General features: G+C 40.9%; 28 protein-coding genes. 1 reads left to right on the top strand and 27 read right to left on the bottom strand.

All coding sequences use genetic code 11. The features are described from left to right. Nucleotides 1-38: 38 nt before the first annotated feature. The 14 genes from ACTJKA_RS18205 to metG all read right to left on the bottom strand — a co-directional run bounded on the left by ACTJKA_RS18205 (nt 39) and on the right by metG (nt 13,306). On the bottom strand, nt 39-992 hold the full coding sequence (locus tag ACTJKA_RS18205; RefSeq protein ID WP_003217907.1) for a ribose-phosphate diphosphokinase: 954 nt from the start codon (nt 990-992) through the stop codon (nt 39-41). Between the two features lie 22 nt (nt 993-1,014). Continuing rightward, a complete protein-coding gene (gene glmU, locus ACTJKA_RS18200) occupies nt 1,015-2,385 on the bottom strand; it encodes a bifunctional UDP-N-acetylglucosamine diphosphorylase/glucosamine-1-phosphate N-acetyltransferase GlmU (protein WP_061417624.1) in 1,371 nt (456 codons plus the stop codon). A 198-nt stretch (nt 2,386-2,583) separates the two neighbouring features. Next, nucleotides 2,584-2,880, bottom strand: coding sequence for a septation regulator SpoVG (gene spoVG / locus ACTJKA_RS18195; protein ID WP_008357439.1), 297 nt, complete (start codon nt 2,878-2,880; stop codon nt 2,584-2,586). A 224-nt stretch (nt 2,881-3,104) separates the two neighbouring features. Then, a complete protein-coding gene (ridA, locus tag ACTJKA_RS18190) occupies nt 3,105-3,482 on the bottom strand; it encodes a 2-iminobutanoate/2-iminopropanoate deaminase (protein WP_008341860.1) in 378 nt (125 codons plus the stop codon). A gap of 38 nt (nt 3,483-3,520) precedes the next feature. After that, the gene (purR, locus tag ACTJKA_RS18185; protein WP_007496210.1) at nt 3,521-4,354 is read right to left on the bottom strand and encodes a pur operon repressor; all 834 of its coding nucleotides are present in this window, start codon (nt 4,352-4,354) and stop codon (nt 3,521-3,523) included. 55 nt (nt 4,355-4,409) lie between these two features. Beyond that, nucleotides 4,410-5,279, bottom strand: coding sequence for a 4-(cytidine 5'-diphospho)-2-C-methyl-D-erythritol kinase (gene ispE / locus ACTJKA_RS18180; RefSeq protein WP_440607882.1), 870 nt, complete (start codon nt 5,277-5,279; stop codon nt 4,410-4,412). 147 nt (nt 5,280-5,426) lie between these two features. Next, complete coding sequence (locus ACTJKA_RS18175) at nt 5,427-5,612, bottom strand: small, acid-soluble spore protein, alpha/beta type (protein WP_017366434.1); 186 nt, start codon at nt 5,610-5,612, stop codon at nt 5,427-5,429. A gap of 162 nt (nt 5,613-5,774) precedes the next feature. Next, the gene (gene veg, locus ACTJKA_RS18170) at nt 5,775-6,032 is read right to left on the bottom strand and encodes a biofilm formation stimulator Veg (protein WP_003217979.1); all 258 of its coding nucleotides are present in this window, start codon (nt 6,030-6,032) and stop codon (nt 5,775-5,777) included. A 213-nt stretch (nt 6,033-6,245) separates the two neighbouring features. Beyond that, nucleotides 6,246-7,130: a sporulation peptidase YabG gene (gene yabG / locus ACTJKA_RS18165; RefSeq protein WP_007496216.1), complete on the bottom strand. Its 885-nt coding sequence runs from the start codon at nt 7,128-7,130 to the stop codon at nt 6,246-6,248. A 287-nt stretch (nt 7,131-7,417) separates the two neighbouring features. Next, the gene (gene rsmA / locus ACTJKA_RS18160) at nt 7,418-8,296 is read right to left on the bottom strand and encodes a 16S rRNA (adenine(1518)-N(6)/adenine(1519)-N(6))-dimethyltransferase RsmA (protein WP_008341873.1); all 879 of its coding nucleotides are present in this window, start codon (nt 8,294-8,296) and stop codon (nt 7,418-7,420) included. Beyond that, on the bottom strand, nt 8,289-8,849 hold the full coding sequence (gene rnmV / locus ACTJKA_RS18155; protein WP_008341876.1) for a ribonuclease M5: 561 nt from the start codon (nt 8,847-8,849) through the stop codon (nt 8,289-8,291). Before rnmV ends, rsmA begins: the two co-directional genes overlap by 8 nt. Before the next feature lie 160 nt (nt 8,850-9,009). Beyond that, entirely contained in the window at nt 9,010-10,212 is a 1,203-nt protein-coding gene (locus tag ACTJKA_RS18150; protein ID WP_322536155.1) for a ubiquitin-like domain-containing protein, read from the bottom strand. Between the two features lie 244 nt (nt 10,213-10,456). After that, nucleotides 10,457-11,224, bottom strand: a complete 768-nt coding sequence (locus ACTJKA_RS18145; protein WP_217816660.1) for a TatD family hydrolase — start codon at nt 11,222-11,224, stop codon at nt 10,457-10,459. Nucleotides 11,225-11,305: 81 nt separating this feature from the next. Further along, entirely contained in the window at nt 11,306-13,306 is a 2,001-nt protein-coding gene (gene metG, locus ACTJKA_RS18140) for a methionine--tRNA ligase (RefSeq protein WP_322536154.1), read from the bottom strand. Between the two features lie 519 nt (nt 13,307-13,825). Here metG and ACTJKA_RS18135 point away from each other — a divergent pair. Next, on the top strand, nt 13,826-14,116 hold the full coding sequence (locus ACTJKA_RS18135; RefSeq protein WP_087975202.1) for an AbrB/MazE/SpoVT family DNA-binding domain-containing protein: 291 nt from the start codon (nt 13,826-13,828) through the stop codon (nt 14,114-14,116). A gap of 44 nt (nt 14,117-14,160) precedes the next feature. Here the strand turns inward: ACTJKA_RS18135 and rsmI are convergent, their stop codons facing one another. From rsmI to ACTJKA_RS18070, 13 genes are all read right to left on the bottom strand, one after another. Then, the gene (gene rsmI, locus ACTJKA_RS18130; RefSeq protein WP_008341890.1) at nt 14,161-15,042 is read right to left on the bottom strand and encodes a 16S rRNA (cytidine(1402)-2'-O)-methyltransferase; all 882 of its coding nucleotides are present in this window, start codon (nt 15,040-15,042) and stop codon (nt 14,161-14,163) included. Continuing rightward, complete coding sequence (locus ACTJKA_RS18125; RefSeq protein ID WP_019744059.1) at nt 15,017-15,316, bottom strand: GIY-YIG nuclease family protein; 300 nt, start codon at nt 15,314-15,316, stop codon at nt 15,017-15,019. The genes rsmI and ACTJKA_RS18125 overlap by 26 nt, the downstream gene beginning before the upstream one ends. Continuing rightward, a complete protein-coding gene (locus ACTJKA_RS18120; RefSeq protein WP_039962495.1) occupies nt 15,303-16,046 on the bottom strand; it encodes a tRNA1(Val) (adenine(37)-N6)-methyltransferase in 744 nt (247 codons plus the stop codon). The genes ACTJKA_RS18125 and ACTJKA_RS18120 overlap by 14 nt, the downstream gene beginning before the upstream one ends. A 55-nt stretch (nt 16,047-16,101) precedes the next feature. Then, nucleotides 16,102-16,455 carry a DNA replication initiation control protein YabA gene (gene yabA / locus ACTJKA_RS18115; RefSeq protein WP_007496228.1) on the bottom strand — a complete coding sequence of 118 codons (354 nt, stop codon included), beginning with the start codon at nt 16,453-16,455 and terminating at the stop codon, nt 16,102-16,104. Between the two features lie 14 nt (nt 16,456-16,469). Beyond that, nucleotides 16,470-17,297: a PSP1 domain-containing protein gene (locus tag ACTJKA_RS18110; protein ID WP_007496230.1), complete on the bottom strand. Its 828-nt coding sequence runs from the start codon at nt 17,295-17,297 to the stop codon at nt 16,470-16,472. 2 nt (nt 17,298-17,299) lie between these two features. Beyond that, nucleotides 17,300-18,289 (bottom strand): DNA polymerase III subunit delta', encoded by a 990-nt coding sequence (gene holB, locus ACTJKA_RS18105; protein ID WP_345911663.1) that lies wholly within the window; start codon nt 18,287-18,289, stop codon nt 17,300-17,302. Between the two features lie 11 nt (nt 18,290-18,300). Then, nucleotides 18,301-18,741: a YaaR family protein gene (locus ACTJKA_RS18100; RefSeq protein WP_035391564.1), complete on the bottom strand. Its 441-nt coding sequence runs from the start codon at nt 18,739-18,741 to the stop codon at nt 18,301-18,303. Between the two features lie 12 nt (nt 18,742-18,753). Then, the gene (locus ACTJKA_RS18095; protein WP_012008640.1) at nt 18,754-19,083 is read right to left on the bottom strand and encodes a cyclic-di-AMP receptor; all 330 of its coding nucleotides are present in this window, start codon (nt 19,081-19,083) and stop codon (nt 18,754-18,756) included. Nucleotides 19,084-19,162: 79 nt separating this feature from the next. Further along, nucleotides 19,163-19,801: a dTMP kinase gene (gene tmk / locus ACTJKA_RS18090; protein WP_007496237.1), complete on the bottom strand. Its 639-nt coding sequence runs from the start codon at nt 19,799-19,801 to the stop codon at nt 19,163-19,165. Then, nucleotides 19,798-21,204 carry an aminotransferase class I/II-fold pyridoxal phosphate-dependent enzyme gene (locus ACTJKA_RS18085; RefSeq protein WP_322536152.1) on the bottom strand — a complete coding sequence of 469 codons (1,407 nt, stop codon included), beginning with the start codon at nt 21,202-21,204 and terminating at the stop codon, nt 19,798-19,800. The genes tmk and ACTJKA_RS18085 overlap by 4 nt, the downstream gene beginning before the upstream one ends. A gap of 77 nt (nt 21,205-21,281) precedes the next feature. After that, nucleotides 21,282-22,343, bottom strand: coding sequence for a toxic anion resistance protein (locus ACTJKA_RS18080; protein ID WP_440607881.1), 1,062 nt, complete (start codon nt 22,341-22,343; stop codon nt 21,282-21,284). 21 nt (nt 22,344-22,364) lie between these two features. Continuing rightward, on the bottom strand, nt 22,365-22,979 hold the full coding sequence (locus tag ACTJKA_RS18075) for a 5-bromo-4-chloroindolyl phosphate hydrolysis family protein (protein ID WP_017359333.1): 615 nt from the start codon (nt 22,977-22,979) through the stop codon (nt 22,365-22,367). A gap of 128 nt (nt 22,980-23,107) precedes the next feature. Further along, on the bottom strand, nt 23,108-23,299 hold the full coding sequence (locus tag ACTJKA_RS18070; RefSeq protein WP_017359334.1) for a sigma factor G inhibitor Gin: 192 nt from the start codon (nt 23,297-23,299) through the stop codon (nt 23,108-23,110). Nucleotides 23,300-23,526: the final 227 nt, after the last annotated feature.

Below are 23,526 nucleotides of genomic sequence, written 5' to 3'. Positions count from 1 at the left end.
CCCCAAGCTGATGCCTAGGGCCTTTTTCAATCAGAAAATTAGCTGAAAAGGTAGCTCACAGATTCTTCTTCATGTACACGGATGATGGCTTCTGCAAGCAAAGGCCCAACTGAAAGCGGAATGAATTTTCCAACTTTCTTGTCATCTGTTAAGTGAATACTGTTTGTCACAACTAATTCTTTAATTTTAGAGTTTGTAATACGTTCTACTGCTGGTCCAGACAATACTGGGTGAGTACAACAAGCATAGACTTCAGCCGCTCCATTTTCCACAAGTGCATTTGCAGCAAGTGTAATCGTACCAGCTGTATCAATGATATCATCGATGAGAATCGCCGTTTTGCCTTCAATGTTCCCAATGATGTTCATCACTTCAGCCACGTTCGGCTTCGGACGACGTTTGTCGATAATGGCGATTGGTGCTTTCAGGCGGTCCGCCATTTTGCGCGCACGCGTAACACCACCGTGGTCAGGAGACACAACAACGATATCATTCAAGTTTTTCTGTTCAAAATAGTTTGTTAAGATTGGCACAGCCATTAAGTTATCGATTGGAATATCAAAGAAACCTTGGATTTGCGGCGCATGAAGGTCAAGTGCAATGACACGTGTAGCACCTGCTGTTTCAAGTAAGTTCGCAAAAAGCTTCGCCGTGATTGGCTCACGAGGTTTCGCCTTACGATCTTGACGTGCATATCCGTAATAAGGGATGACAATATTGACCGTTTTCGCAGAAGCGCGTTTTAGTGCATCTACCATAATGAGTAGCTCCATAATGTGCTCATTGACTGGCGCACTAGTAGATTGAATAACATAACAATCACAGCCACGGATACTTTCTTCAATATTGATTTGGACTTCACCGTCACTAAAACGTTTAACAGAGCTCTTTCCTACATCAACTCCGATACGATCGGCAATTTCTTTGGCAAGTTCAGGGTTTGAATTCAAAGAGAATATCTTTAAATTCGCATCAGCATAACGATTAGACATGGTAAACCTCCGGGTATTTGGATTATTTTTTATGAATATTTTTCACATAATCTTCTTTATTGACTTGTCTTGCTCTAGCAATAGACAATGCATCCTGCGGTACATCTTCTGTAACCGTTGAACCGGCTGCAACATATGCCCCTTTTCCGACAGTGACTGGTGCAACGAGATTTGAATTACAGCCAATAAATGCGCCATCTTCAATCTTCGTTAAGAATTTGTTCTTCCCATCATAATTAACTGTAATAGATCCACAACCAAGGTTTACATCCGCTCCGACCTCTGCATCTCCAATATAGCTGAGATGAGACGCTTTGCTTCGGTCACCGAAAACTGTTTTCTTGATTTCGACAAAATTCCCGATCTTCACTTCATCGCCAATTTTCGACAATGGGCGAATATGAGCAAACGGTCCAATTGTCACATCTACCCCAACTTCACTATCGCAGACAACAGACTGCTTAATGACTGTCCGATCTCCAATTACGCTATCAACAATTTCAGTGTTCGGACCGATTGTGGCATCTGCACCAATCTTTACATTCCCTTTGATGACCGTCCCAGGATAAATCATTGTATCTTCACCGATGACTGCATCGGGCGAGATATACGTGTTCTCAGGATCAATCAAGGTTACACCATTCTTCATATGCTGATGATTAATACGTCGCTTCATGAATTGCTCTGCTTGTGATAGAGCGATACGATCATTGACTCCAAGTGTTTCTTCAAAATGTGGTGTTTGATACGCTGCAACCGTCTGTCCTTCATTCTTTAGAATTTCAATGACATCCGGCAAATAGTATTCACCTTGTGCATTTTCATTTGACACTTGCTCAATCACACGGAAGAGATCTTCATTTGAAAAGCAATAGGTTCCAGTATTAATTTCATTCACTTGACGTTCAGCATCATTTGCATCTTTATGCTCGACGATTTTTACTACAGCACCTGTTTCATCACGAATAATACGTCCATAACCTGTTGGATCATCCGCGTGTGCTGTCAAAATCGTCACTTTCGCTTCTTGTTTTTGATGCTCGCTTAACATGGCTTCCATTGTTTCCGCTGTCAATAATGGTGTATCTCCACAAATGACAATGGTTGTTCCCTTTTCCTGCGCGAGGAACGATTTGGCTTGTTTGACGGCATGTGCTGTTCCCAGCTGTTCTTCTTGAAGTGCATATTCACTTCTGTCCCCAAGCTGCTTCTTGACGTCCTCTGCTCCATGACCGACAATCGTCACAAGCTTGGCTAAAGATAGCTTTAACGCTTGATCTGCCACATGCTCGACCATTGGCTTTCCGCAAACTGGATGAAGTACTTTGTATAACTTTGACTTCATTCTTGTTCCTTTTCCCGCTGCTAAAATCACTGCGAACCGCTTATCCATTGATTGGCCTCCAATATCCCTATTATCCATAGAAAAATATATCCTAAATAAGGACTGATTTCAAGGATACAAGAGGAAGTGCATTAATTTTCTAATGAACGGGAGACATAAGGAACAAGAGAAAAAACGCAAAAAAGACAGCATTTAAAAGAAAACATTCATTTTCTCTTAAAGCTGTCTTTTTAGGTTCACATATCTTTAAGAAGCTCCAGCTTCTTCATATTCAATTGTCTCTTCCTCTTCGCCTAAGCGATGATACTCATTTAAAACAGCATCTTGGATTTTACCCCGAGTGCTTGAATTAATTGGATGTGCAATGTCGCGAAACTCTCCATCAGGCGTACGTTTGCTAGGCATTGCAACAAACAAGCCATTGTTTCCATCAATCACACGAATATCATGAACAACAAATTCGTGGTCCAGCGTGATGGATGCAATCGCCCTCATGCGACCATCGGTATTCACGCGGCGTAATCTTACGTCAGTAACTTCCACAGTAGTTCACCACCTTTTCCCAATATAAAAGCATTAATTAGGTATTCAACGATTGTGGTGATTCTCCTGCTCTTTTTTTAAACTTTTTTTGAAATATCGGGATATTTATACATTTTTTGTCATTTTAATGACGACGCTTACATCGGTTGCGTGAAAAAAGACATCATGACGATGCCTTTTCATACATATAATGAAACCAAACGGTCTCCAAAGAGATGGCCTGTTTATTTCACTAATGCCACAACTTCAATTTCTACAAGTGCATCTTTTGGAAGTCTGGCTACTTCTACACATGAACGAGCTGGCTTATGTGTATGGAAGTATTCACCATACACTTCATTCACTTCAGCGAATTGTTCCATATCTTTAATGAAAACCGTTGCTTTCACGACTGTTTCAAAGGAAGCACCCGCTGCTTCAAGGACGGCTTTAAGATTATGAAACACTTGATGTGTTTGTTCTTTAATATCTCCATTCACAAAATCTCCAGCTGGCGTTAACGGAATCTGCCCTGAGCTGTAAAACATGTTATTGACGATAATCCCTTGAGAGTAAGGTCCAATGGCTGCTGGCGCGTTTTTGGTTTGAACAACTTTTGTCATATCAATCTCTCCCATTCAAATACATGTTTGATCAAAGCTTAAGCTTTCGAATGAAAAAACTCGTGGAAATTGCCTTCATTAATCTCAATGATTTTCTGCTTCATATCAATGGTTGAAAGCTTTAAAAGTGATACATATTCATCGACAAGACGTTCATCTACGCCTTCATCTTCTAATAAAACACCGATCCCTGCAACATTTGCATTAAATTCCTCTAGAAGATTCATCATGCCATTAATGGTTCCGCCTGCTTTCATAAAGTCATCAATAATCAACACATTGGATCCTTTATCTAAGCTCCGCTTTGCAAGTGACATGGTTTGAATTCGGTTAGAAGAACCTGATGCATAATTAATACTCACAGTTGATCCTTCAGTTACCTTATTATCTTTTCTAACGATCACAACAGGCACATTTAAATAACCTGCAACAGAATAGGCAATCGGAATACCTTTCGTCGCAACAGTCATGACAACATCAATCGGTCGATCCGAAAAAATGGTCGCAAAAAGCTTACCGATTTTCGCAAGAATCGATGGATTGCCTAAAACATCAGTTAAATATAAATAACCGCCAGGAAGCACACGTTCAGGAGTTGATAATGCCTCTCCGATATCGTTGACGACTTCGTCTGCTTCTTTTAGATGAATCTTTGGAATATATTTCACTCCGCCAGCAGCGCCAGGTACAGTAAGTAAAGTCCCTATTCCCTGCTGTTCGAAGGTCTGTTTGATAATCGTTAAGTCTTCACTAATAGAGGACTTCGCAGATTGATATCGCTCTGCAAAAAAAGTTAAAGGTACTAGTACGTGCGGGTGGGTTAACAAATAATTTGTTAAGTCCACCAATCTGCCGCTTCGACGAAACTTCATGAACTTACCCCCAGAACCCGAATAATTTATGAATAATATAACTTAATATACGGATTTAATCAAGGGTATTTTGTTCGCCGATCATGCGGACAGCGTAAACCTGATCACAAAATCCTCTCAGTCCGTTATATATTCTTTGTACCTTCGATTCATATTGAATCAAGCCAAATACAGTTGGCCCGCTGCCGCTCATTAATACAGCATCTGCTCCGAAACGCTTCATCTGTCTCTTAATCATATCGACTTCCGGATACATCTTTAATGTCACAGATTCCAACACGTTACCGAGTGAGCCGCACATCTCTTTATAATCTTTCGCTTCAATTGCTTCAATCATACGCTGTACATTTGGGTGTTCTACTTTGCTTGCGTCATATTGTCTGTAGACCTCAGCTGTAGATACCCCTATCACCGGCTTCGCTAAAATCACCCAGCAATGCGGCGGTGTCGCAATATGCTTTAGTTTCTCTCCACGTCCTGTCGCTAGCGCCGTCCCTCCGTGTACACAAAAAGAGACATCTGAGCCGATCTCCGCTCCAAGCTCAGCTAGTTCATCTAACGTGAGATTTAACTTCCACAAACGGTTTAAGCCGCGAAGCGCTGCTGCGGCATCACTGCTGCCTCCAGCTAAACCTGCTGCGACGGGAACTGCTTTTGTGATGACAATCGATACGCCTTTTTGAATACCGAATCTTGTTTTTAATAATTTAGCTGCCTGATAAGCCAAATTCCGTTGATCATCTGGCACAAAACGATTATGAGATGATACACGGATTTCGTCTTTGTCCAGCTCCGTCAGCTCTAGTCGATCTGCAAGATCTATTGTTGTCATCACCATCTCCACTTCGTGGTATCCATCCGGTCTTTTTCCATGAACATCAAGTGAGAGATTAATTTTTGCCGGTGCTTTTTCTAAAATACGCAAACATTTCACCTACTTCTCCATCTAAACATAAGTATCAATATTGTATCACATTTGATGGATCTGATGAATATTGGCTTTTGCCCCCAGCACACTCACTTTTTCAAGCAAAAAAGACCAGAGACACCCGAGGTATCCCTGATCATTTCTTTATCGTTGATTCTCTTCTTGAGCCATGTGCTGTTGAGCTAATTCAATGGCACGTTTGACCATATTTCCTGCGTCACGCGCACGAATCTCTCCCCAGCCTCCATTTTTGACGGTATCATAAAATCCAAGATCCTTCGCCAGCTCGTATTTGAACTCATCTGACATAATGCCTCGGCGTCTACCCAAACGAAACAGCCCCTTTGGTCGAGAATTCGAATCATCGCCACTCCTTTGTGGCTTTCTTATTTTGCATCGATTCCCGCCTTTTACCCCTTTCAAATAATGGACAGCCTCCCATACAGAAAAAAAGGCAAAACAAAAAGCAGTAAACAAAAAGTTCACTGCCCATTAATAGGCGACTGAGCTAGCGGTATCATCGAACGTTAATTCGACCGTCTCAGTCAGTATATCTGCATAACTGTAAGAAACTCTTTCAAACGAATTCTCATCTTGATCTAATTGAATCACAAAAACAGAAGGGTACGTTTCAGCTAAAATGCCCGAACGCTCAATTGTTTTTCGGCGGCCTCCGTTAGCCTTTAACGTCAAACGTTTACCTAAGTTACCATCAAGCGATCTTTTGATGTCGGACAAAGTCTTCGCCATTGCATCCACCTCACTGAGATAATTATACAACAACGGCCCATTTTTGTCAAATAAAAATTAAATTATATCAACCAACACGAGCCATTGTCAACAAAATAATTTTGACAAACTTCTACCTTTTCTCCTCCCTATTTTTCTCAAATTCCGGTGAATTATGTATTCATATGAAATTTCTTTTTGAGCATAAAAAAAACCAGACTGAAATCAGTCGGGTTATGTCGATTCATGGTCTCTTTTATATGGCATACCTACCCTTAAAACACCCCTTGTTTCAATCCCTCCGAGACCTTTTTCTCTCGTCAGTGTATTTCGGAGCACATCCCACACGTTGATTCGATCTACAAATGGAGTGAAGCTGATCTTGGCAACAATATAGACGGGGTCAAGTGCATGAATGTTGACACGTGAGGGTGAGCTTGCAAAATTAGCACCTGCTTGAATTAATGATTCAAAATGAGATTGGCAGGCACCTGCAAAGATCACGAGCTGATCTAAATGCGGAACCTTCCTTCTTGCCTTTTGAACCGTTTCAACGAAATGACGAGAATGACGATATGCACCGATATCGTGTACACCGCCCTTTTGTTTAGAATACGCATCATGTCCTGTGATGACCAAAATATCAGGCCGGTATTGATCAATTAATGAATCAATCATGCTTGGCATTTTCTTCTCGTGGCAATGCACACCATACACAGGTACACCAATTCTTTCATATACATCTAAGCATTTCTTTAAGTATGAAGCATCTCCATCTAAATGCAGAACCTTTCCGGGCATATGAAAATACTGCTCCTGATGCTGATATTGTCCAGACGTATAATACTCTTGTTTTTCACGAAGCAGCTGATAATCTTGCCTGAGTAAGTCGAGCGATTCGTTAATTTTCCGTTCATCGTCTTTCTCTCTTGTCAGTTGCTCCTCTTTTTGAATCAAGACCAAATCTGACATCTTCGCATCGGCGATCAGCCTCACTTCATTCCCATGCAAAATGGCGGTGGCTTCGTGCTGGTCTGTCTCATCAATTCGAATGATACGAAACATAATATCCATCTGATAGGATGCCCTCGTCACCATATCTCCTATTTGAAATTGCATGCTTTTCACTCCACAATCAGGCTCTTATCCTGTTGGTATCGTCTTACGCTACACTTGTTCTTCTTTCAGGTGTGTTGTTCTTTCTAGCCTATGCCTGAACAGGTGAAGTGGTGAAAACCAAAAGAAAAAAGCCCTTATGAAAGGGCTTTGTCTTCTTTTCAGCGTGATAGAAAACCTTTGCAGTCTAGGAAGGACGAGCACTGGAGCGGAGCGAATTTGGCATTCGTGAGCACCAGAGCGCAGGACTGACAAAGAATGCGAGGGTTTGTCTACACGCTGAAAAGCCCTTATGAAAGGGCTTTGTGTAAAACATTGGACAAACGGGCAAATTCATCGATTGATAATGATTCACCACGGCGTTTCCCATCAACCTCAGCTGTTACAAGGGCTTCTTCAATGATGGCTTTATGTTTCTTGCCATCTGGCAGATTGTTCATCAAATTATTCATCAATGTCTTCCGGCGCTGGCCAAAACTCGCACGAATCAGTTGAAAGAAAAACGTATCATTGTCTACTGAGACCGCAGGCGTTTCACGAACAGTTAGTTTGATTACCGCTGAATCCACATTTGGTTGTGGGACGAAAACCGTTTTCGGCACAACCATGACCGTCTTCGCTTCTGTATAAAATTGCACTGCAATCGACAAAGAGTTGTATTCTTTTGATGAAGGAACAGCAGCCATGCGATCTGCTACTTCTTTTTGAAGCATGACAACGATTCCTTTCAATGGAAGGTTTTCTTCAAGCAATTTCATAATAATTGGTGTCGTCACATAATAAGGAAGGTTTGCTACGACCATTACCTCTTTACAGTCAGCAAATTGTTCTTCAATCACCTTTCTTACATCTGCCTTCAATACGTCTTGATGAATAATGGTAACATTATCATATGGAGATAGCGTATCGTTTAAAATCGGCAATAGGCGCTGGTCGATTTCAAAAGCCGTGACTTTCTTTGCCCTTTTGGCGAGCTGTTCAGTCAACGCACCGATACCAGGGCCAATTTCAATCACACCTGTCTCATCCGTAATCTCTGCATGATCAACAATGCGATCTAAAATATTCGTATCAATTAAAAAGTTTTGCCCTAAGCTCTTTTTAAAAGAGAAACCGTACTTCTTCAGTATTTCCTTCGTTCTGATGGGCGTCGCAATATCTTTATTCATCGGCTTCCTCCTGCATGACGGTCTTTAAGGCCGCAATAAAATCCTCTTTCGTTATTTGGAACATGTGAAGACGCTTTTGCAGCTGCTTCGCATTTGTATATCCTATATTTAAAAGCACACCTAATCGTTCGCGGCGGCGTTTTGATGCTTCGCCTCCGATAAGGCCTGCGTCAAATAAATCGTCTAACGTAATCTCGCTTTCTGATTCTTCCATTTCCTCATGGACATGTGCAAGGCATTCTCGAATACTATCCAAGGAAGCATGCTCGACACCAATTCCTTTGTCCCGCTTCGCTTTCGCAAGGTGTTTTGGTAAAAAGGCGTGCTTACAGCCAGGGACAGCCTCTGCGATGGTTTTACGGATCTTTTCCCCAGGGAAATCAGGATCAGTTAAAATGATAACCCCCCTCGTCTCCTGAGCAAGACGCACTTGTTGAATGACTGTATCGCCAATGGCAGATCCATTCGTTTCAATCGTATCTGCATCAACTGCCATTTTTACTCTAGCAGTGTCGTCACGACCCTCCACCACAATGATTTCTTTGATTTTCATGTATTCCTCCGCTTGCAAAAACAATCTACATTTTTTTGTCAAAAAATGAAACCTTCCATGCTGTTTTTGCGTCTAATTAATTAGAAAACAGTGCTTCTATTATAACCAAAAAAACAGAGGGTGCGCAAAGCCCTCTGTTCATATAAATGATTTGATGTGTTTATTTGAGCACTCTAATTTTCACTCGTTTATTTCCCCATTGATAAGCTGCTGACTTACTTGGGACGAACACATCAATTTTATTCCCTTTTATAGCAGATCCAGTGTCTGATGCAACGGCATACCCATAGCCTTCCACATACACTTTAGAGCCCAGCGGAATGACACTCGGATCTACTGCTATGACCTTTGCACCCGGATTTGCTTTTAAATTAAAGCCTGTAGACGTTCTACCTGTACATCCAGCACAGCTCGCTGTATAGGCTGTAGACGTCACATAGAACTCTTTTCCTGACGATTCATTACTTCTTGAAACCGCAGGTGACGCTTTAGGTTCCTTCTTGGACACTTGTGTACCAACTGCCACTAAACGATCCTTGCTGTCTTTTGCAGTAACCTCTTTAATTAATTCTTTAGACACCACTTTGCCGTTTTCTTTCACAATGGCATAGTGCTTCTTTAATTTACCTTCTTCACCTTTTTCAAGCACCTTCTCTTTTCCTTTTTCAAGAGATCGATCCTTTTTATGTTTGGTATCAAAAGCAATTTTCTCTTCCACTACATCGGTGACTTTTTCCACCCGAGTGATCTTCACATCTGCGCTTTTTTTAGAAAGGTGACTATGTAACGCAGGTTTGATCTTATCGTGCTTCTTGAGCTTCAGCTCTTGTTGCTTTAAAAAGTCAACGACCGTAGTCGAAGTGGTCCACACTTTCTTATCCTTTCCTCCATCGTTTAAGCTGACCTGGAAGGCCTGCTGAACCACAAGATCCATATTCTTTTTAATCTTGTCATTCTTTCCTGGAGTTACTTGATCGTGCTTCCCAATATCTATCTTCTCATTCTTCAATAATGCTCCAACCGTCTGATCTGTTGTCCATATCGTTTTCTCTTTCCCATCTAGGGTGAGATGAACCGGTATAGCCGCATCATACACAATGTTCATGTTGTCTTGAATCTTTGTATTTAGACTTGGAGAGATATGATCCTCCGCCCTGGTACTTATTCCAAGGTCTGAAAGCAGCTGTGCTACTGTCTCTTCATGTGTACGAATTGTCTTCTCTTTGCCATTGATTGAAATGGTAATAGACTGCTTGGTGAGCTCATGCGCACCGTAAGCCGTCCCAGTTCCAGCTAAAAGCAAGCAAGCGACTAGAAATAAAACCTTGCCTTTTCCTAGCTTGACAGAAAACAGATTTTTCATTTTTTGTACGATGAAAAACGCCTCCTTCTCCTCGGAGAGATTATATAGAGTATCTCAAAACCTGTCAACCCTTCCACCCACTGTACAAAAATGCTCGATTGTAAACCTATTATGGGAGATTTTTGGAAGGAAGGGAAGAAAGACTTATCGACAACTTATCCTATGAGGAGGCGCAAACGTGTAGAACTTTTTCGTTATGTTTCACAATTGGACAAGCTTAAACAAGGATTGACATCATATACTGTCAGTTTATACGGAAAACTTTTTTCGCATTTTCTGTTGTCAATTCAGCAAGCTCTTCAAAGCTCATTTCTCGCAATTCAGCAATTTGTTCTGCGATATATTTCACATAGCTCGGCTCATTTCGTTTCCCTCTAAATGGCGCTGGAGTTAAATACGGGCAGTCTGTCTCAATCAGAAGACGATCACTTGGAATATCCTTTACAACTTCTTTCGGTTTTTTCGCATTTTTAAATGTCACAGGTCCACCGAATGAGATATAAAAGTTCATTTCCATACACGCTTTTGCAATTTCGAGGCTGCCAGTAAAGCAGTGCATAATTCCTCCGACTTCTGCCGCTCCTTCTTCTTTTAAGATCGTCACTACATCTTCCGTAGCGTCACGGTTATGAATGATGATTGGCAGATTCACTTCTTTTGCAAGAGCAATTTGACGTCTAAAGACTTCTTTTTGCACATCTTTTGGCGACTTGTCCCAATAGTAATCTAGACCCATTTCTCCAATGGCAACAACCTTTTCATGCTGAGATAATTCTTTGATCCAAGCCAAATCTTCATCTGTCATATCTATGGCATCAACAGGATGCCAGCCGATGGCCGCATACATAAAATCATATGCTTCAATTAGCTCCATCGCTCTCGTAATGGTTGGACGATCAAACCCGACCACCACAATCTTCTCTACCTTTTCACTTTTGGCTCTTTCAATCACCTGCTCTAAGTCTTCATTATATTGTTCAGCATTTAAATGGGCATGTGTGTCAAATAACATGGTTGATTGCTCCTTTCGACAATTCTTCTGAAAAACAAAAGGTGTTCGACGAAATGTTACACGTGGAACACCTTTGTTAAATTATAAAATTTTCGTTCCATTTGCTAGAGATTGATCTACTTCAAGAACCTGCAATTTACCACTAGTTTCTCCAGTTAAAATCATTCCCTGGGAAATTTCCCCTCTTAGTTTAACTGGTGTGAGATTCGCTACGCAGACGAGCTTCTTCCCTACCAATTCTTCTGGTTGATAGTGCTTGGCAATCCCTGAGACAATTTGTCTCTTTTCAAATCCAAAATCAAGCTGAAGCTTTAAGAGACGGTCAGCTTTTTTCACTGGTGCTGCTTCCAATACTTGTGCTACACGAAGGTCAACTTTCGAAAAATCATCGAAGGCGATTTCGGCACCCAGCTCAGGTAATTCAGTTTCTTCTATTTCAACTGTCTCTTCTTCTACCTTAGGCGCACTTCCCTGCATCTTCTCTTTAATGTATGCCACTTCTTCTTCAACCTCTAAACGAGGGAACAATGGCTCACCTTTTTGTACCGTCGCTTTTTGGATCGCACCGTAAGAAAGAATACTTTCCCAGCTTTTGAGTTTCTCTTCTTCAATTCCAAGCTGGAAGAAGATTTTCTCAGGTGTTTTTGTTAAGAATGGTGTTAACAATACAGCTGTGATTCGAAGTGATTCTGCTAAATGGTACATCACAGAATGCAGTTCTTTTCGTTTTGTTTCATCCTTTGCTAACACCCAAGGAGCTGTTTGATCAATATATTTATTCGTTCTGCTGATTAATGTCCAAACATTTGAAAGAGCCACCGAGAATTCGAGGTTTTCCATCGCTTCTTCATAGGCTTTCACCGTTTGTTCAGCTACAGCTTTTAGTTCCTCATCAAACTCATTGACTGGTCCCTTATAGCTGCTTAATGTACCGTCGAAGTATTTTTGCACCATCGCCACTGTACGATTAAGCAAGTTTCCTAAATCATTGGCAAGGTCATAGTTTACACGTTCCACGAATCCTTCTGGTGTAAACACACCGTCTGCACCAAATGGTACTTCGCGTAGCAGGTAATAACGAAGAGCATCAAGACCATAGCGATCAATTAACGTAACAGGATCTACTACGTTCCCTTTTGATTTAGACATTTTGCCATCTTTCATGAGTAGCCAGCCATGTGCAAAAATTTGTTTTGGCAACGGCAGATCAAGTGCCATCAGCATAATTGGCCAGTAAATTGTATGGAATCGTACAATTTCTTTCCCAACTAGATGTACGTTGGCAGGCCAATATTTTTTATATTTTTCATCTTGATCGGTTCCGTAGCCAATCGCTGTTAAGTAGTTGAATAACGCATCAATCCATACATAGATGACGTGCTTCGGATTATTAGGTACTTTAATGCCCCAATCAAAGGTTGTTCTTGATACAGCTAAATCCTCTAACCCCGGTTTAATGAAGTTATTAATCATTTCATTCTTTCTTGATTCAGGCTGAATGAACGACGGGTTCTTTTCGTAATAGTCTAGTAAGCGATCAGCATACTTACTCATACGGAAGAAATATGATTCCTCTTTAATCAATTCAACAGGGTGTCCACTATCTGGGCTTTTCCCTCCAATGACTTCCCCTTTCTCATTTCGCTCAACATCAACAAGCTGTGTTTCCGTATAGAATGTTTCATCAGGAATACTGTACCATCCCTCATATTGATCTAAATAAATATCTCCTTGATCAAGCAGCTTTTGAAAGACTTGTTCAATGATTTTCGTATGTCTTTTTTCCGTTGTACGAATGAAATCATCGTTGGAAATGTCGAGTTTCTTCCATAATGATTTAATGTCAGCAACGACCGGATCTAAATACTCAATCGGTGTAATATTTTGTTCTTCAGCTTTTTGCTGAATTTTTTGTCCGTGCTCATCTGTACCCGTTAAATACATCACATCATAGCCTTGCAGACGTTTATATCGAGCCATGGCATCCCCTGCCACTGTCGTATAAGCATGTCCAATATGTAATTTTCCGCTCGGATAGTAAATTGGTGTAGTCAGATAAAACGTTTTTTTCTTTTCCGGCATGTCGGAACCTCCTGCTTGTGTGTAAATGTCAAAAACTCCCGCCCAATGGACGAGAGCGGTCATCATACTTCATTAAAATGTGTCAGATCATTTCATTATGTTTTGCACTTGTGCTTTCTCTATGATACCATCTTAGCCTTTAAGATCAAGCATATATACATAGAACAGATTGAAATGAACGAAAAAGATGAGTTTTTCGAAAAAAACGACAAACCGCTCGACATTTTGTCGAATATTGTCGTATGAAATCTATTTCCAGATTTACAATTGGCTAAATTAGGGCAAAAGTCTTGTTAATCTGTTATCGTCATTTTTCATATTTTTATAGATAAATTCTGAAAAATCCTTATACACCGGTAGTTTCAAGGTCCTTTGACTTTAAGAGTCATATTTTACAAACAATAGTAAACAAAATGATTGACGATTTATGGAAACCTTGTTATGCTAGGAATGTAAGGAATTTGTCGAATAATGACGAAGATAATATTATATTAAGAATAAGAACTTTTTGGGAGGAGAATGAAGATGAAATCTACAGGTATTGTACGTAAAGTTGACGAATTAGGACGCGTGGTGATTCCAATCGAGCTTCGCCGTACGTTAGGAATCGCAGAAAAAGACGCTTTGGAAATTTATGTTGATGATGAAAAAATTATCCTAAAAAAATATAAACCAAACATGACTTGCCAAGTAACAGGTGAAGTATCAGACGATAACCTTAAACTTGCTAATGGTAAATTAGTTCTTAGCCGTGAAGGTGCAGAGCAAATCATTAACGAAATCCAAAACCAACTTCAATCACAAAAATAAGTTTTATATAAAAAGGTTCTTGCACCGTTTGCAAGAACCTTTCTTTATTGTTCAATATGATACGCATCATAGATCGTCCGCTTTGGCACACCACGTTCGACCGCAGTACGTTTAATAGCCTCTTTTGACGTTAACCCTTCCTCTATGTAATGGATCACGTGCTCTTTTTCAGATAAAGAATTCCACCAAGCTTCTTCATTCAGTTCTTCTTCATCCTGATCATTTCCTTGTACGACGAGACAGAACTCACCACGGATTTGTTGTTCTGTCACCCAAGTCAGCGCGTATTCTAAATCTCCACGAATAAACTCTTCAAATTTCTTTGTCAGTTCTCTCGTAATGGCAATATTCCGGTTCCCCCACACTTCTTTCATCACAGTCAGCGTTTCCTTTAACCGATGGGGCGCTTCATAGAAAATAATTGTTTCTTGGCGTTTCTTCAATGCTTCCAGCTGTTTTTTCTTTTCCTTTTTTTGACGATCAAGAAAACCGTAAAAGAAAAATGGCTGTGGTGCGATTCCTGACGCAATGAGCGCCGTAAGTGCTGCGTTTGCACCAGGTAACGGAATGACATAGCCTCCGATGTTCGTAAAGTCTCGAACCACTTCGGCTCCTGGATCAGAGATCGTCGGTAAACCGGCATCGCTCACGAGTGCAATGTTCTTTCCTTCTTTTAACCATTCGATTAACTTGTGACCACTGCTATCTTTGTTATGTTCATGATAACTCGTTAATGGGGTATCAATTTCATAGACATGACAAAGCTTTTTCGTTTGTCTCGTATCTTCTGCGGCAATATAGTCTACATCTTTTAACGTTTGTATCGCTCGAAATGTCATATCTTCTAAGTTTCCAATCGGGGTTGGTACGAGATAAAGAATACCCATTTCTGATTGACCATCAAAGCTTTTCTGTGTCTTTTTCATGTGCCGCCTCCTTTTTGATTCGCTTTTCTTCTATATACATGTCCTTTTTTCGACGTGTCCACGTTTTGAAACGATATTCCTGTTGCATGGCTTCTCTTTTGGTTAAAAAGCATTCGTGGTAATAGAGTTCCACCGGCCGTCTAGCTCTCGTATACTTTGCACCCTTCCCACTATTATGGGCAGTCAGCCTTTTTTGTAAGTCATTTGTATACCCAGCGTACAAACTGCCATCTGCACATTTCAATACATAGAAATAATGACTATGCTTCTCCATACAGTATCGTCCTGATTTCTTTTGTATACTCTTGGTCTTCTCCATAAACAAAAAGCGGCGGGAGGATTTTCAAATCCGGCTTTCCATCTTTCATCCCTTCCACTAAAATGGTATTCGCTTCTTTTCCTTGTTTCGGATATACAAATTGAATTCGTTTTGGCTCAATTCGGTATTTCTTCATCATTTCAATTATCTCAAGCAAACGCCCAGGGCGGTGAACCATTGCCAGTTTGCCTCCTTGCTTTAGCAAAGTGGAAGAAACACGAATGACATCTTCTAATGTACAATGAATCTCATGACGTGCGATCGCCAAATACTCATTTTCATTGATTTCATCCTTAGAAGGAGTCTTAAAATATGGCGGATTACAAGTAATCACGTCTACTTTGTGGTTTCCGTACCGTTTAGGCATATCATTTAAATCACCATGGATGAGCTCAATCTGCTGCTCCAGTTGATTATGCGCCACACTTCTCTTTGCCATATCAAACAGGCGTTCTTGAATTTCAACCCCTGTAATAGAGGCTTTAGATCTCGTCGAAAGCAGCAATGGAACGATGCCATTTCCCGTACAAAGATCAATAATCTCCCCTTTTTGAATCGGCACATACGCAAATTTTGCTAATAACACTGCATCCAATGAAAAGGCGAACACCGTTTTACTTTGAATAATTTTCATATCTTCTGCAAGCAAGTAGTCTAAACGTTCATCTTCTCTTAACGAAACCATGATGTATCCTTTCTTTTCCTGTGAAAAAGGCTCCCGATTCAGCGGAAGCCTTTTCTCATTTTTTATTTAAAAATGACAGACAGAACAAACAGTCTCCCTCTTTCCGAATGCTCCCATAATGTACATTACAAATATGGAAGCCCTCCTGATATAAACGAGCTAGGTTATCATGACCTTCTCCTATATCAGAATGACTTGGCTTCTGGGCAGAATCATGCTCTGCCTCAGACGATTTATCTCGATCGGATTGATCCAGACGTTCACGCAAGTGCTGATTCTCCATCTGCAGCTGATGATTTTCTTCAATCACTTCACCGATATGATTTTTCAAATCACCTAGCTGGCGATAAAGAGAACCGATTTGTTCTTCTAAATTAATCACCGTATCAAATAGTTCCTTTTTATCCAAGGTGGCACACCTCGTTACTCAGTTGTTTGTGCAGATACAACGCCTTCTTGTAATAATTCTTCCCAAGTATATTCTATCACTTTTTCTTGCCCGGTTAATTCAACTTGCAAAATTCGTTCTAAAATATTAAGCCCTACTACCTTTGCAGAGCCATTAGACGTCTGAATCGTTTCACCGATGTCCGGTAATTGTTCTTTTGCTGTTTCGTACTCATCATTCTCATATTTCAAGCAGCACATTAAACGGCCGCAAAGCCCTGAAATTTTGGTAGGGTTTAACGAGAGGTTTTGATCTTTTGCCATTTTAATGGACACAGGTTCAAAATCTCCTAAGAAAGTTGAACAGCAAAGCATACGTCCACATGGACCAATGCCGCCTAGCATTTTTGCCTCGTCTCTTACACCGATTTGACGAAGTTCAATTCTCGTCTTAAAAATAGATGCAAGATCCTTGACCAGCTCACGGAAATCTACTCTGCCATCCGCTGTAAAATAGAAGATGACCTTGTTGCGGTCGAATGTAAATTCGACATCGACCAGCTTCATTTCCAGGCCGTGTTCACTTACTTTCTGAAGACATGTGTCAAAGGCTGCCATCGCTGCTTCTTTGTTCTCCTCAACGATGAGCCGGTCTCGTTCGTCTGCGACGCGAATCACCTTACGCAAAGGGAGAACCACATCGTGTTCATCTACTTTTTTATTGGCGATGACCACTTGCCCGTACTCAACACCTCTGACTGTTTCTACAATGACACAACTATCATTTTCTATATGAAATCCATTAGGATCGAAATAATAGATTTTGCCCGCTTTTTTAAAGCGAACACCAATTACGTTGTACAAGCTTATCCCTCCTGCAACATCAACACCAATTGCTCCATTAGCCCTTGGGCATTCACGTTGGATTGAAGTCTCTTTTTCGCTTCTAATACAGCAAGGATCTGATTCGTCACCATCTGCTGTGTGGAATGCAGCGCGTGCTGCTTCATTGTCTGGAATAAGTCTTGATAAATGACTTTATCTTCATTTCCTATTTGAATCGACAATACATCACGATATATAAATAAAAGCATATCAAGACCAGTTTCTTGAAGGTCTTTCTCTTTGAAAAAAGGCATCCATTGATCTTGTATATAAAAAAATGCATGTTCTTTTCGCTGGTGTAAGACTTCATACAATTTTATCACTTTCGCTCTAGACTCTGCAAACTGATCATTTCGACTTAATTCGAGTGCTTCTGCTAAATTATTGGTTAAATTCGACAAAAGCCTTGCAAGATCCTGAGACACGCCTTCTTGTAAAAGCTGCTGCTCCAAAGATTGCGGCTGCAGCAGCTTAAAGCTAAGCATCTGACATCTTGAAATAATCGTATCCAGCATTTTATGCGATTGTTCAGTGATTAAAACTGCCATCGTTTCCCGGTTGGGCTCCTCTAGGAACTTTAATAAACTGTTCGCAGCATTGACCGTCATTTTGTCCGCATGGAGAATGATATACATTTTCCGATGCGATTCTACGCCTGCTTTTGTAAATTCCTCCTGCAAAGCCTGCACTTGTGCCTTCTTAATTGATTGACCGTCAGGCTGCACTAGATGTAAATCTGGATGGTTGCCAGACTGAATTCTTTTGCAGTTTTGACAGGACTCACATGGTTTCACTCCTGCTTCCAAACAAAAAAAGCTCTTCGCTAAAAGCATCGCAGCATCTAGCTTTCCTGTCCCTTTTTTTCCTTCAAATAAATAAGCATGAGCCAGTCGGTCTTTATCAATACTATTAAAAATCAGCCGCATGACGCGCGGCTGCAACTCATTCATGTCATCCCAGCTAATTGCCATGTTATCACTCTCTATGTGTAAAGGTTAATCAATAAACCTTTTATTTCTCCAATACGTTCAAGCAAATCAATCGAGGGTTTCTCCTGATTCATCATATCCTCTGTTAACTCAATCAGCTTTTCATCTAATGCTTTGACTAAAGCGAGTGTTCGCGTGTTGCCATAAATGTCAAAGCTCCTTGATGTCTCTATATTTAATCCATTATCGACTGTTTCTTTTACAAAGCGTTTCACAAGTCCTTTAAACCTAGCCAAATCTTTAAGGTTTCGTGACTTTGTCAGTTTCTTGCCGAAGACTTCGATATCGCTCAGCATGACTGTCAGCTGCTCTAAACGCAGTTTACCGCTTTGTGTCTCCATCGATGATTTAAACGATGCTGAAGTTTGGCTTCCTTTCATCGCTTGAAGTTCACGCTTTTCTAAAAGCAGCCGCATATCTTGATTAATTTTCACAGCAACCCATCCTTAAAATTGATGAAATTGTTCAACTGGCAGAATAAAGACGGTAGCTCCACCAACTTCAACCTCAACAGGGTATGGTACATATGAATCTGCATTTCCACCCATTGGTGATACAGGCGCGATCATTTGATCACGTTTACGGCAATTTTCCTTGATTAGCTGTAACGCTTTATCCACTCGGACATCATCGCAACCAATGATAAAAGTCGTATTCCCAGACTTTAGAAATCCACCAGTCGAAGCTAATTTTGTCACGCCGAATTGATGTTCGGTCAATATTTTCAATAACTTGCTGCTATCTTGATCCTGTACAACGGCAACAATTAATTTCATTTGAATGGCCTCCTTCATTTTAGGCACAGGTGACATGCCGATGTCTTCCTCTATATTATAACAACGATTGGGAATGAGGTCATATTTGATTTTTCTTTAATGTGTCCTGAATCAGTTGAAACACTTCATTAAAGACATCCTGTACAGGCTGAGACGCATCTACTACACGGAATCGTTCTGGTGATTGCGCAATCAGAAGCTCATATCCTTCTCTGACCATTTGATGAAAATTCAGTGTTTCCATGTCTAATCGATTTTTTTCTCTTCCTTGATTGGCATCAATTCGCTTTAGACCTTCCTCTGGTGTAATGGAAAAGTAAATGGTCATTTGCGGCATCGTGCCATCAATGGCAAAATCATTAATGGATTTGACTTCTTCAATCCCAAGCCCTCTCGCATAGCCCTGATAAGCAAGGGAGCTGTCGACAAAACGATCACATAAAACAGTTTCCCCCCGCTTCAATGCCGGTTCTACTTTCTCAGCCAAATGCTGCCTTCTAGCTGCTGCATAAAGCAATGCCTCTGTTTTTGCGTCCATTTTTGTATTTTTTTCATTTAAAATGACTTCACGAATTTGCTCTGCAATGTCAATGCCTCCGGGCTCACGTGTCGCCATCACTGCATAGCCTTGACGTTCCATTTCTTCGTACACTTTTCGAATCACTGTCGTTTTTCCAGCACCCTCAGGTCCTTCAAACGTAATAAACATACCGCTCATAGTGTCTCCTCTTCTATATAAACATATAATTTTCTCTGGTGAATCACCTGACTTGCTTGCACATGAACTTGATGCCCAAGCAAACGGCTTAACGTCGCAATTTGATCTGATTCAATCGGTTCTCCTTTAATCATCAAAGGAATGCCGGGCGGATAGGGAATGACCGATTCTGCACTAATCCGGCCAACTGCTTTTTCGAATGGAACAGCTTCTACATCTCGCTTTTGCTGATCGTCCTCTAAGAAGAGCGATCCCGTTTGAGGCTCTTTTTTTACAAGCAATGAATCACTTTGCTGAAGAGCCTGCTCTATAGCTGTATAAGGAATGTCCTTTGTCTGTCTTAGACCAAAAACGAGTAACACTTGATGTTCATCCGCAAGTTCTGGGTGAACCTCCACCGACTCAAGCACCTTTTTGAGTTCATAGCCTGTCAGCCCTTTTGTTGAACGAATGACACATTTTAATGGATCCATAGGTAAAGAGTCAGACTCAACCACTTCGAGATTGGAGATCATATTGAACTGTGCTTTCAGCTTTGCCAAGTCTCTCATGATTTCGTCCATTAACCCTTTTCCCTTCAACTCCTCCACATAAGCTCTCGCCACATCTAACGAAGCCATAATTGGATAGGAAGGTGAACTGCTTTGAAGCATCGTTAATAACGTCTTTATCCGCTTCACATCCATTCGGTCTCCTTGAAGATGGAGATAAGACCCCATCGTCATTGCCGGAAGGGTTTTATGTGCTGATTGTACCACCACGTCTGCTCCATAGGAAAGGGCAGATGGAGGAAAGGCACCGCCTAATACAAAATGAGCACCATGTGCCTCATCAACTAATACAATGATGCCAGCTTCATGACACATTTGAATGAGCCCTGATAAATCAGCTGCATGTCCGTAGTAGTTCGGATATGTCAAAACGATTGCCCGACAGTTAGGATGTGTCTCCATAGCTTGTTTGACTGTTTCCTCCGTCACATGGGTTGGGACGTGCAAGTACGGATCACTCTCAGTTTCTAACATAATAGGCGTCGCTCCCGCAAGCTCAATCGCATGGAACACAGACTTATGACAATTTCGCTGAACGAAAATGCCCTCCCCAGCCTGACACGCAGACATCACCATTGCCAAATTGCCAACGGTTGTGCCATTCACAAGGAAAAAACTTTGTTTAGCTCCATATAGCTTTGCCAATAAATCCTCTGCCTCTTGAATCACCCCAGTCGGATGGTGAAGATCATCTAGACCTTCAAGTTCTGTCACATCCAGCTGAAGAATGGATGCATAATAGGACCGTGCCTCATCAAAAAAGACATCTCCATTGTGATGTCCCGGAACGTGAAAAGAATAGGGCTTCTTTTCCGCATGTTGTGATAATGCTGTATATAAAGGTGTTTTCAAACAAATCGACCCTTTTCACTTAAACGATATCTTATATCTATTATAACGTTCAAACAAGTGAACTGAAAGATGGATTCTCATTCCTTTATTGGTTTATGATTCACCAGCTTCTGCTCTGCCTCATGCATGCTACTTTTTAATTGAGCTCGTTCTTGGCTCCCATGTTCTTTTACCTGCAACGTTTCCTGCAATGTTTCGGCCAATTGACGCTGAACCTTTTTCAACGTATCTATAGGCGTTAAGGATGCATCTTCAAGCAGCTGTCCTTGCTGCTTCGATACCTGTTCATATGTTTGCTGGATACGCTGCTCAAGCGCTGAATTGGCTCGCTGCTGAATATGATTGAACGCAATCGACATTTGGTTGATCCATAAAGGAATTGATGCGGAAACAGTTGATTGAATATGATTGGCTAATGTATGGTTTGTATGCTGAATCATTCGAATTTGGGCATTACATTGCAGTGCGATTTGACGGCTCAACAACAAATCATACTTCCGTTCTTTTAATCTCTCCATATATTCTTCTTCATCGACTTCCCGACTCATCAATTGTTCCTCTAATGTCCGATCATGTGACTGTGATTCTGTTAGGGCATTTTGCTCTAACAGCGACAATTTTGCTTCAACTGCTGCAACCTGTAACGTCATCTCTTGAAAGTATGATTGATTTTCTTCAAATAAACGCTCCAATAACTTATGGTCCGAAATTAACACGCCTCTTGCGTAACGAAGCCTTGCTGACAATCTTTCTATCTGTGCTTCCGCTTGTTTAAAACGAGATATGATCTCCTGAGTCGAACGCTTTTCTCGCTGAAACAACCTTGAAAAAAAGCCCCGCTTCTTTGGCAATAAATCCTCTGGCTCCACTAAATGCAGTTGCTGTAAAAAGGACTCGAGAACATCTCCGATTTGCTCAATATCTTTTTTCTCCACATATTGCATCATTTGTTTTGATTGTTCTAACAATCGTTCCTGCACACGTGTGCCATAGAAAAGCAGTTTTTGTGGATGGCCAGGGATCTTCTCAGCTCGCTGTAGCGCCTCCTGCTTTTCCTCATCAGATAAGGTATCAAACACCCGAAACGGAAGATCTGTAGTAGATGGGGCTGGTGGTATGACTGGATCTTCTGGTTTCATCGAGTTTGACTCCTTTCATGTCTATTTTTTAATCATTTTATCGGCCACTTCAAGTTCAATATGAAGTGCTTCTATATCTCTTCCTAAAACTTGCTGTAAATCATTCGTTAATTGCTTTTGCAGTTCAGTCAGCGTGACTCGAGTTTGGCTTAATGTCATTTCAAGCTCATGGCTACGATTCGGCTGATTATACAGCAGTGCATATTTCTCAGTTAATTCAACAACAGAATCCAAACTCTCAAAATAAAACCGCTGTGCATCATAAAACCGGTTCGGTTCCTTTTTTGTTATCGTATAGATGCGTCGTGCAAGCCGAAGAATTTCATAATTATGCTTGATCGTCTGTACGTTCTTCACAGCAAATAAAGCTTTCTTCAAACGAACCAGCTTTTGCCCGGCTTCTTTTAAATGCTGTTTAATATATACATAATCACTGCGAGACAGTCCGTGTTTCTTCAAAAACAACTGGAAGGCAGCCCATCGGCTTCCTGCAAACATCACACCCCACCCAATCATCGCATACAGTATCGACAATCCAACATGATGATGGAAAACACCAATACTGACAGTTAAAATCACCAGCGAAAAAAGAGTAGAGAGAACGGCCCATACAAATGTGTAAAAAATTGATTTCATGTTCATCGACTCCTATGAATAATCAGGCTCTCTGTTTATCTTATTATTTATTACGGTTGATGTCCAAACTAAGTTCCAAAAAACAGGCCCAATCCCCGATTGCCCATAAAAAAAGACCATCTAATGGTCTATGAATACAAAGGCGGCGTATGAAGATTTTTAAGCTTTCTTACATAATCAGCATAACTAGGATCCGAGGTTGATGTAGAAATTAACTTCCGTTCACAATCTCGGCATAAAAACTGATGATATAAATAAATTCCCTTTGTTTTTTTCTCTTCACAAATCAAACAAATTGCTTCTCGCTCTTTTTTGCTCATTGTGACACCTCCACTTATAGCTTCAGTATGCCCTAGCGCTTTCAATTGTATACAAAATTAAGAATGTTTTAGATGATAGTTTAGTATATGTATCCATGCCAGATCGAGTGTTTGTTCCTTTTTTAAAATACAAAAAAGACCAGTTCCGATTGGAACTGATCCTTTGAAAAGCTTGGCGGCGTCCTACTCTCACAGGGGGAAACCCCCAACTACCATCGGCGCTGAAG

Origin of the sequence: Bacillus sp. 22190 (assembly GCF_052045575.1) — a bacterium.
Taxonomy (GTDB): domain Bacteria; phylum Bacillota; class Bacilli; order Bacillales; family Bacillaceae; genus Bacillus; species Bacillus altitudinis.
Note: the sequence above shows the minus strand (reverse complement) of the source record. Positions and strands in the feature narration are given on the sequence as shown.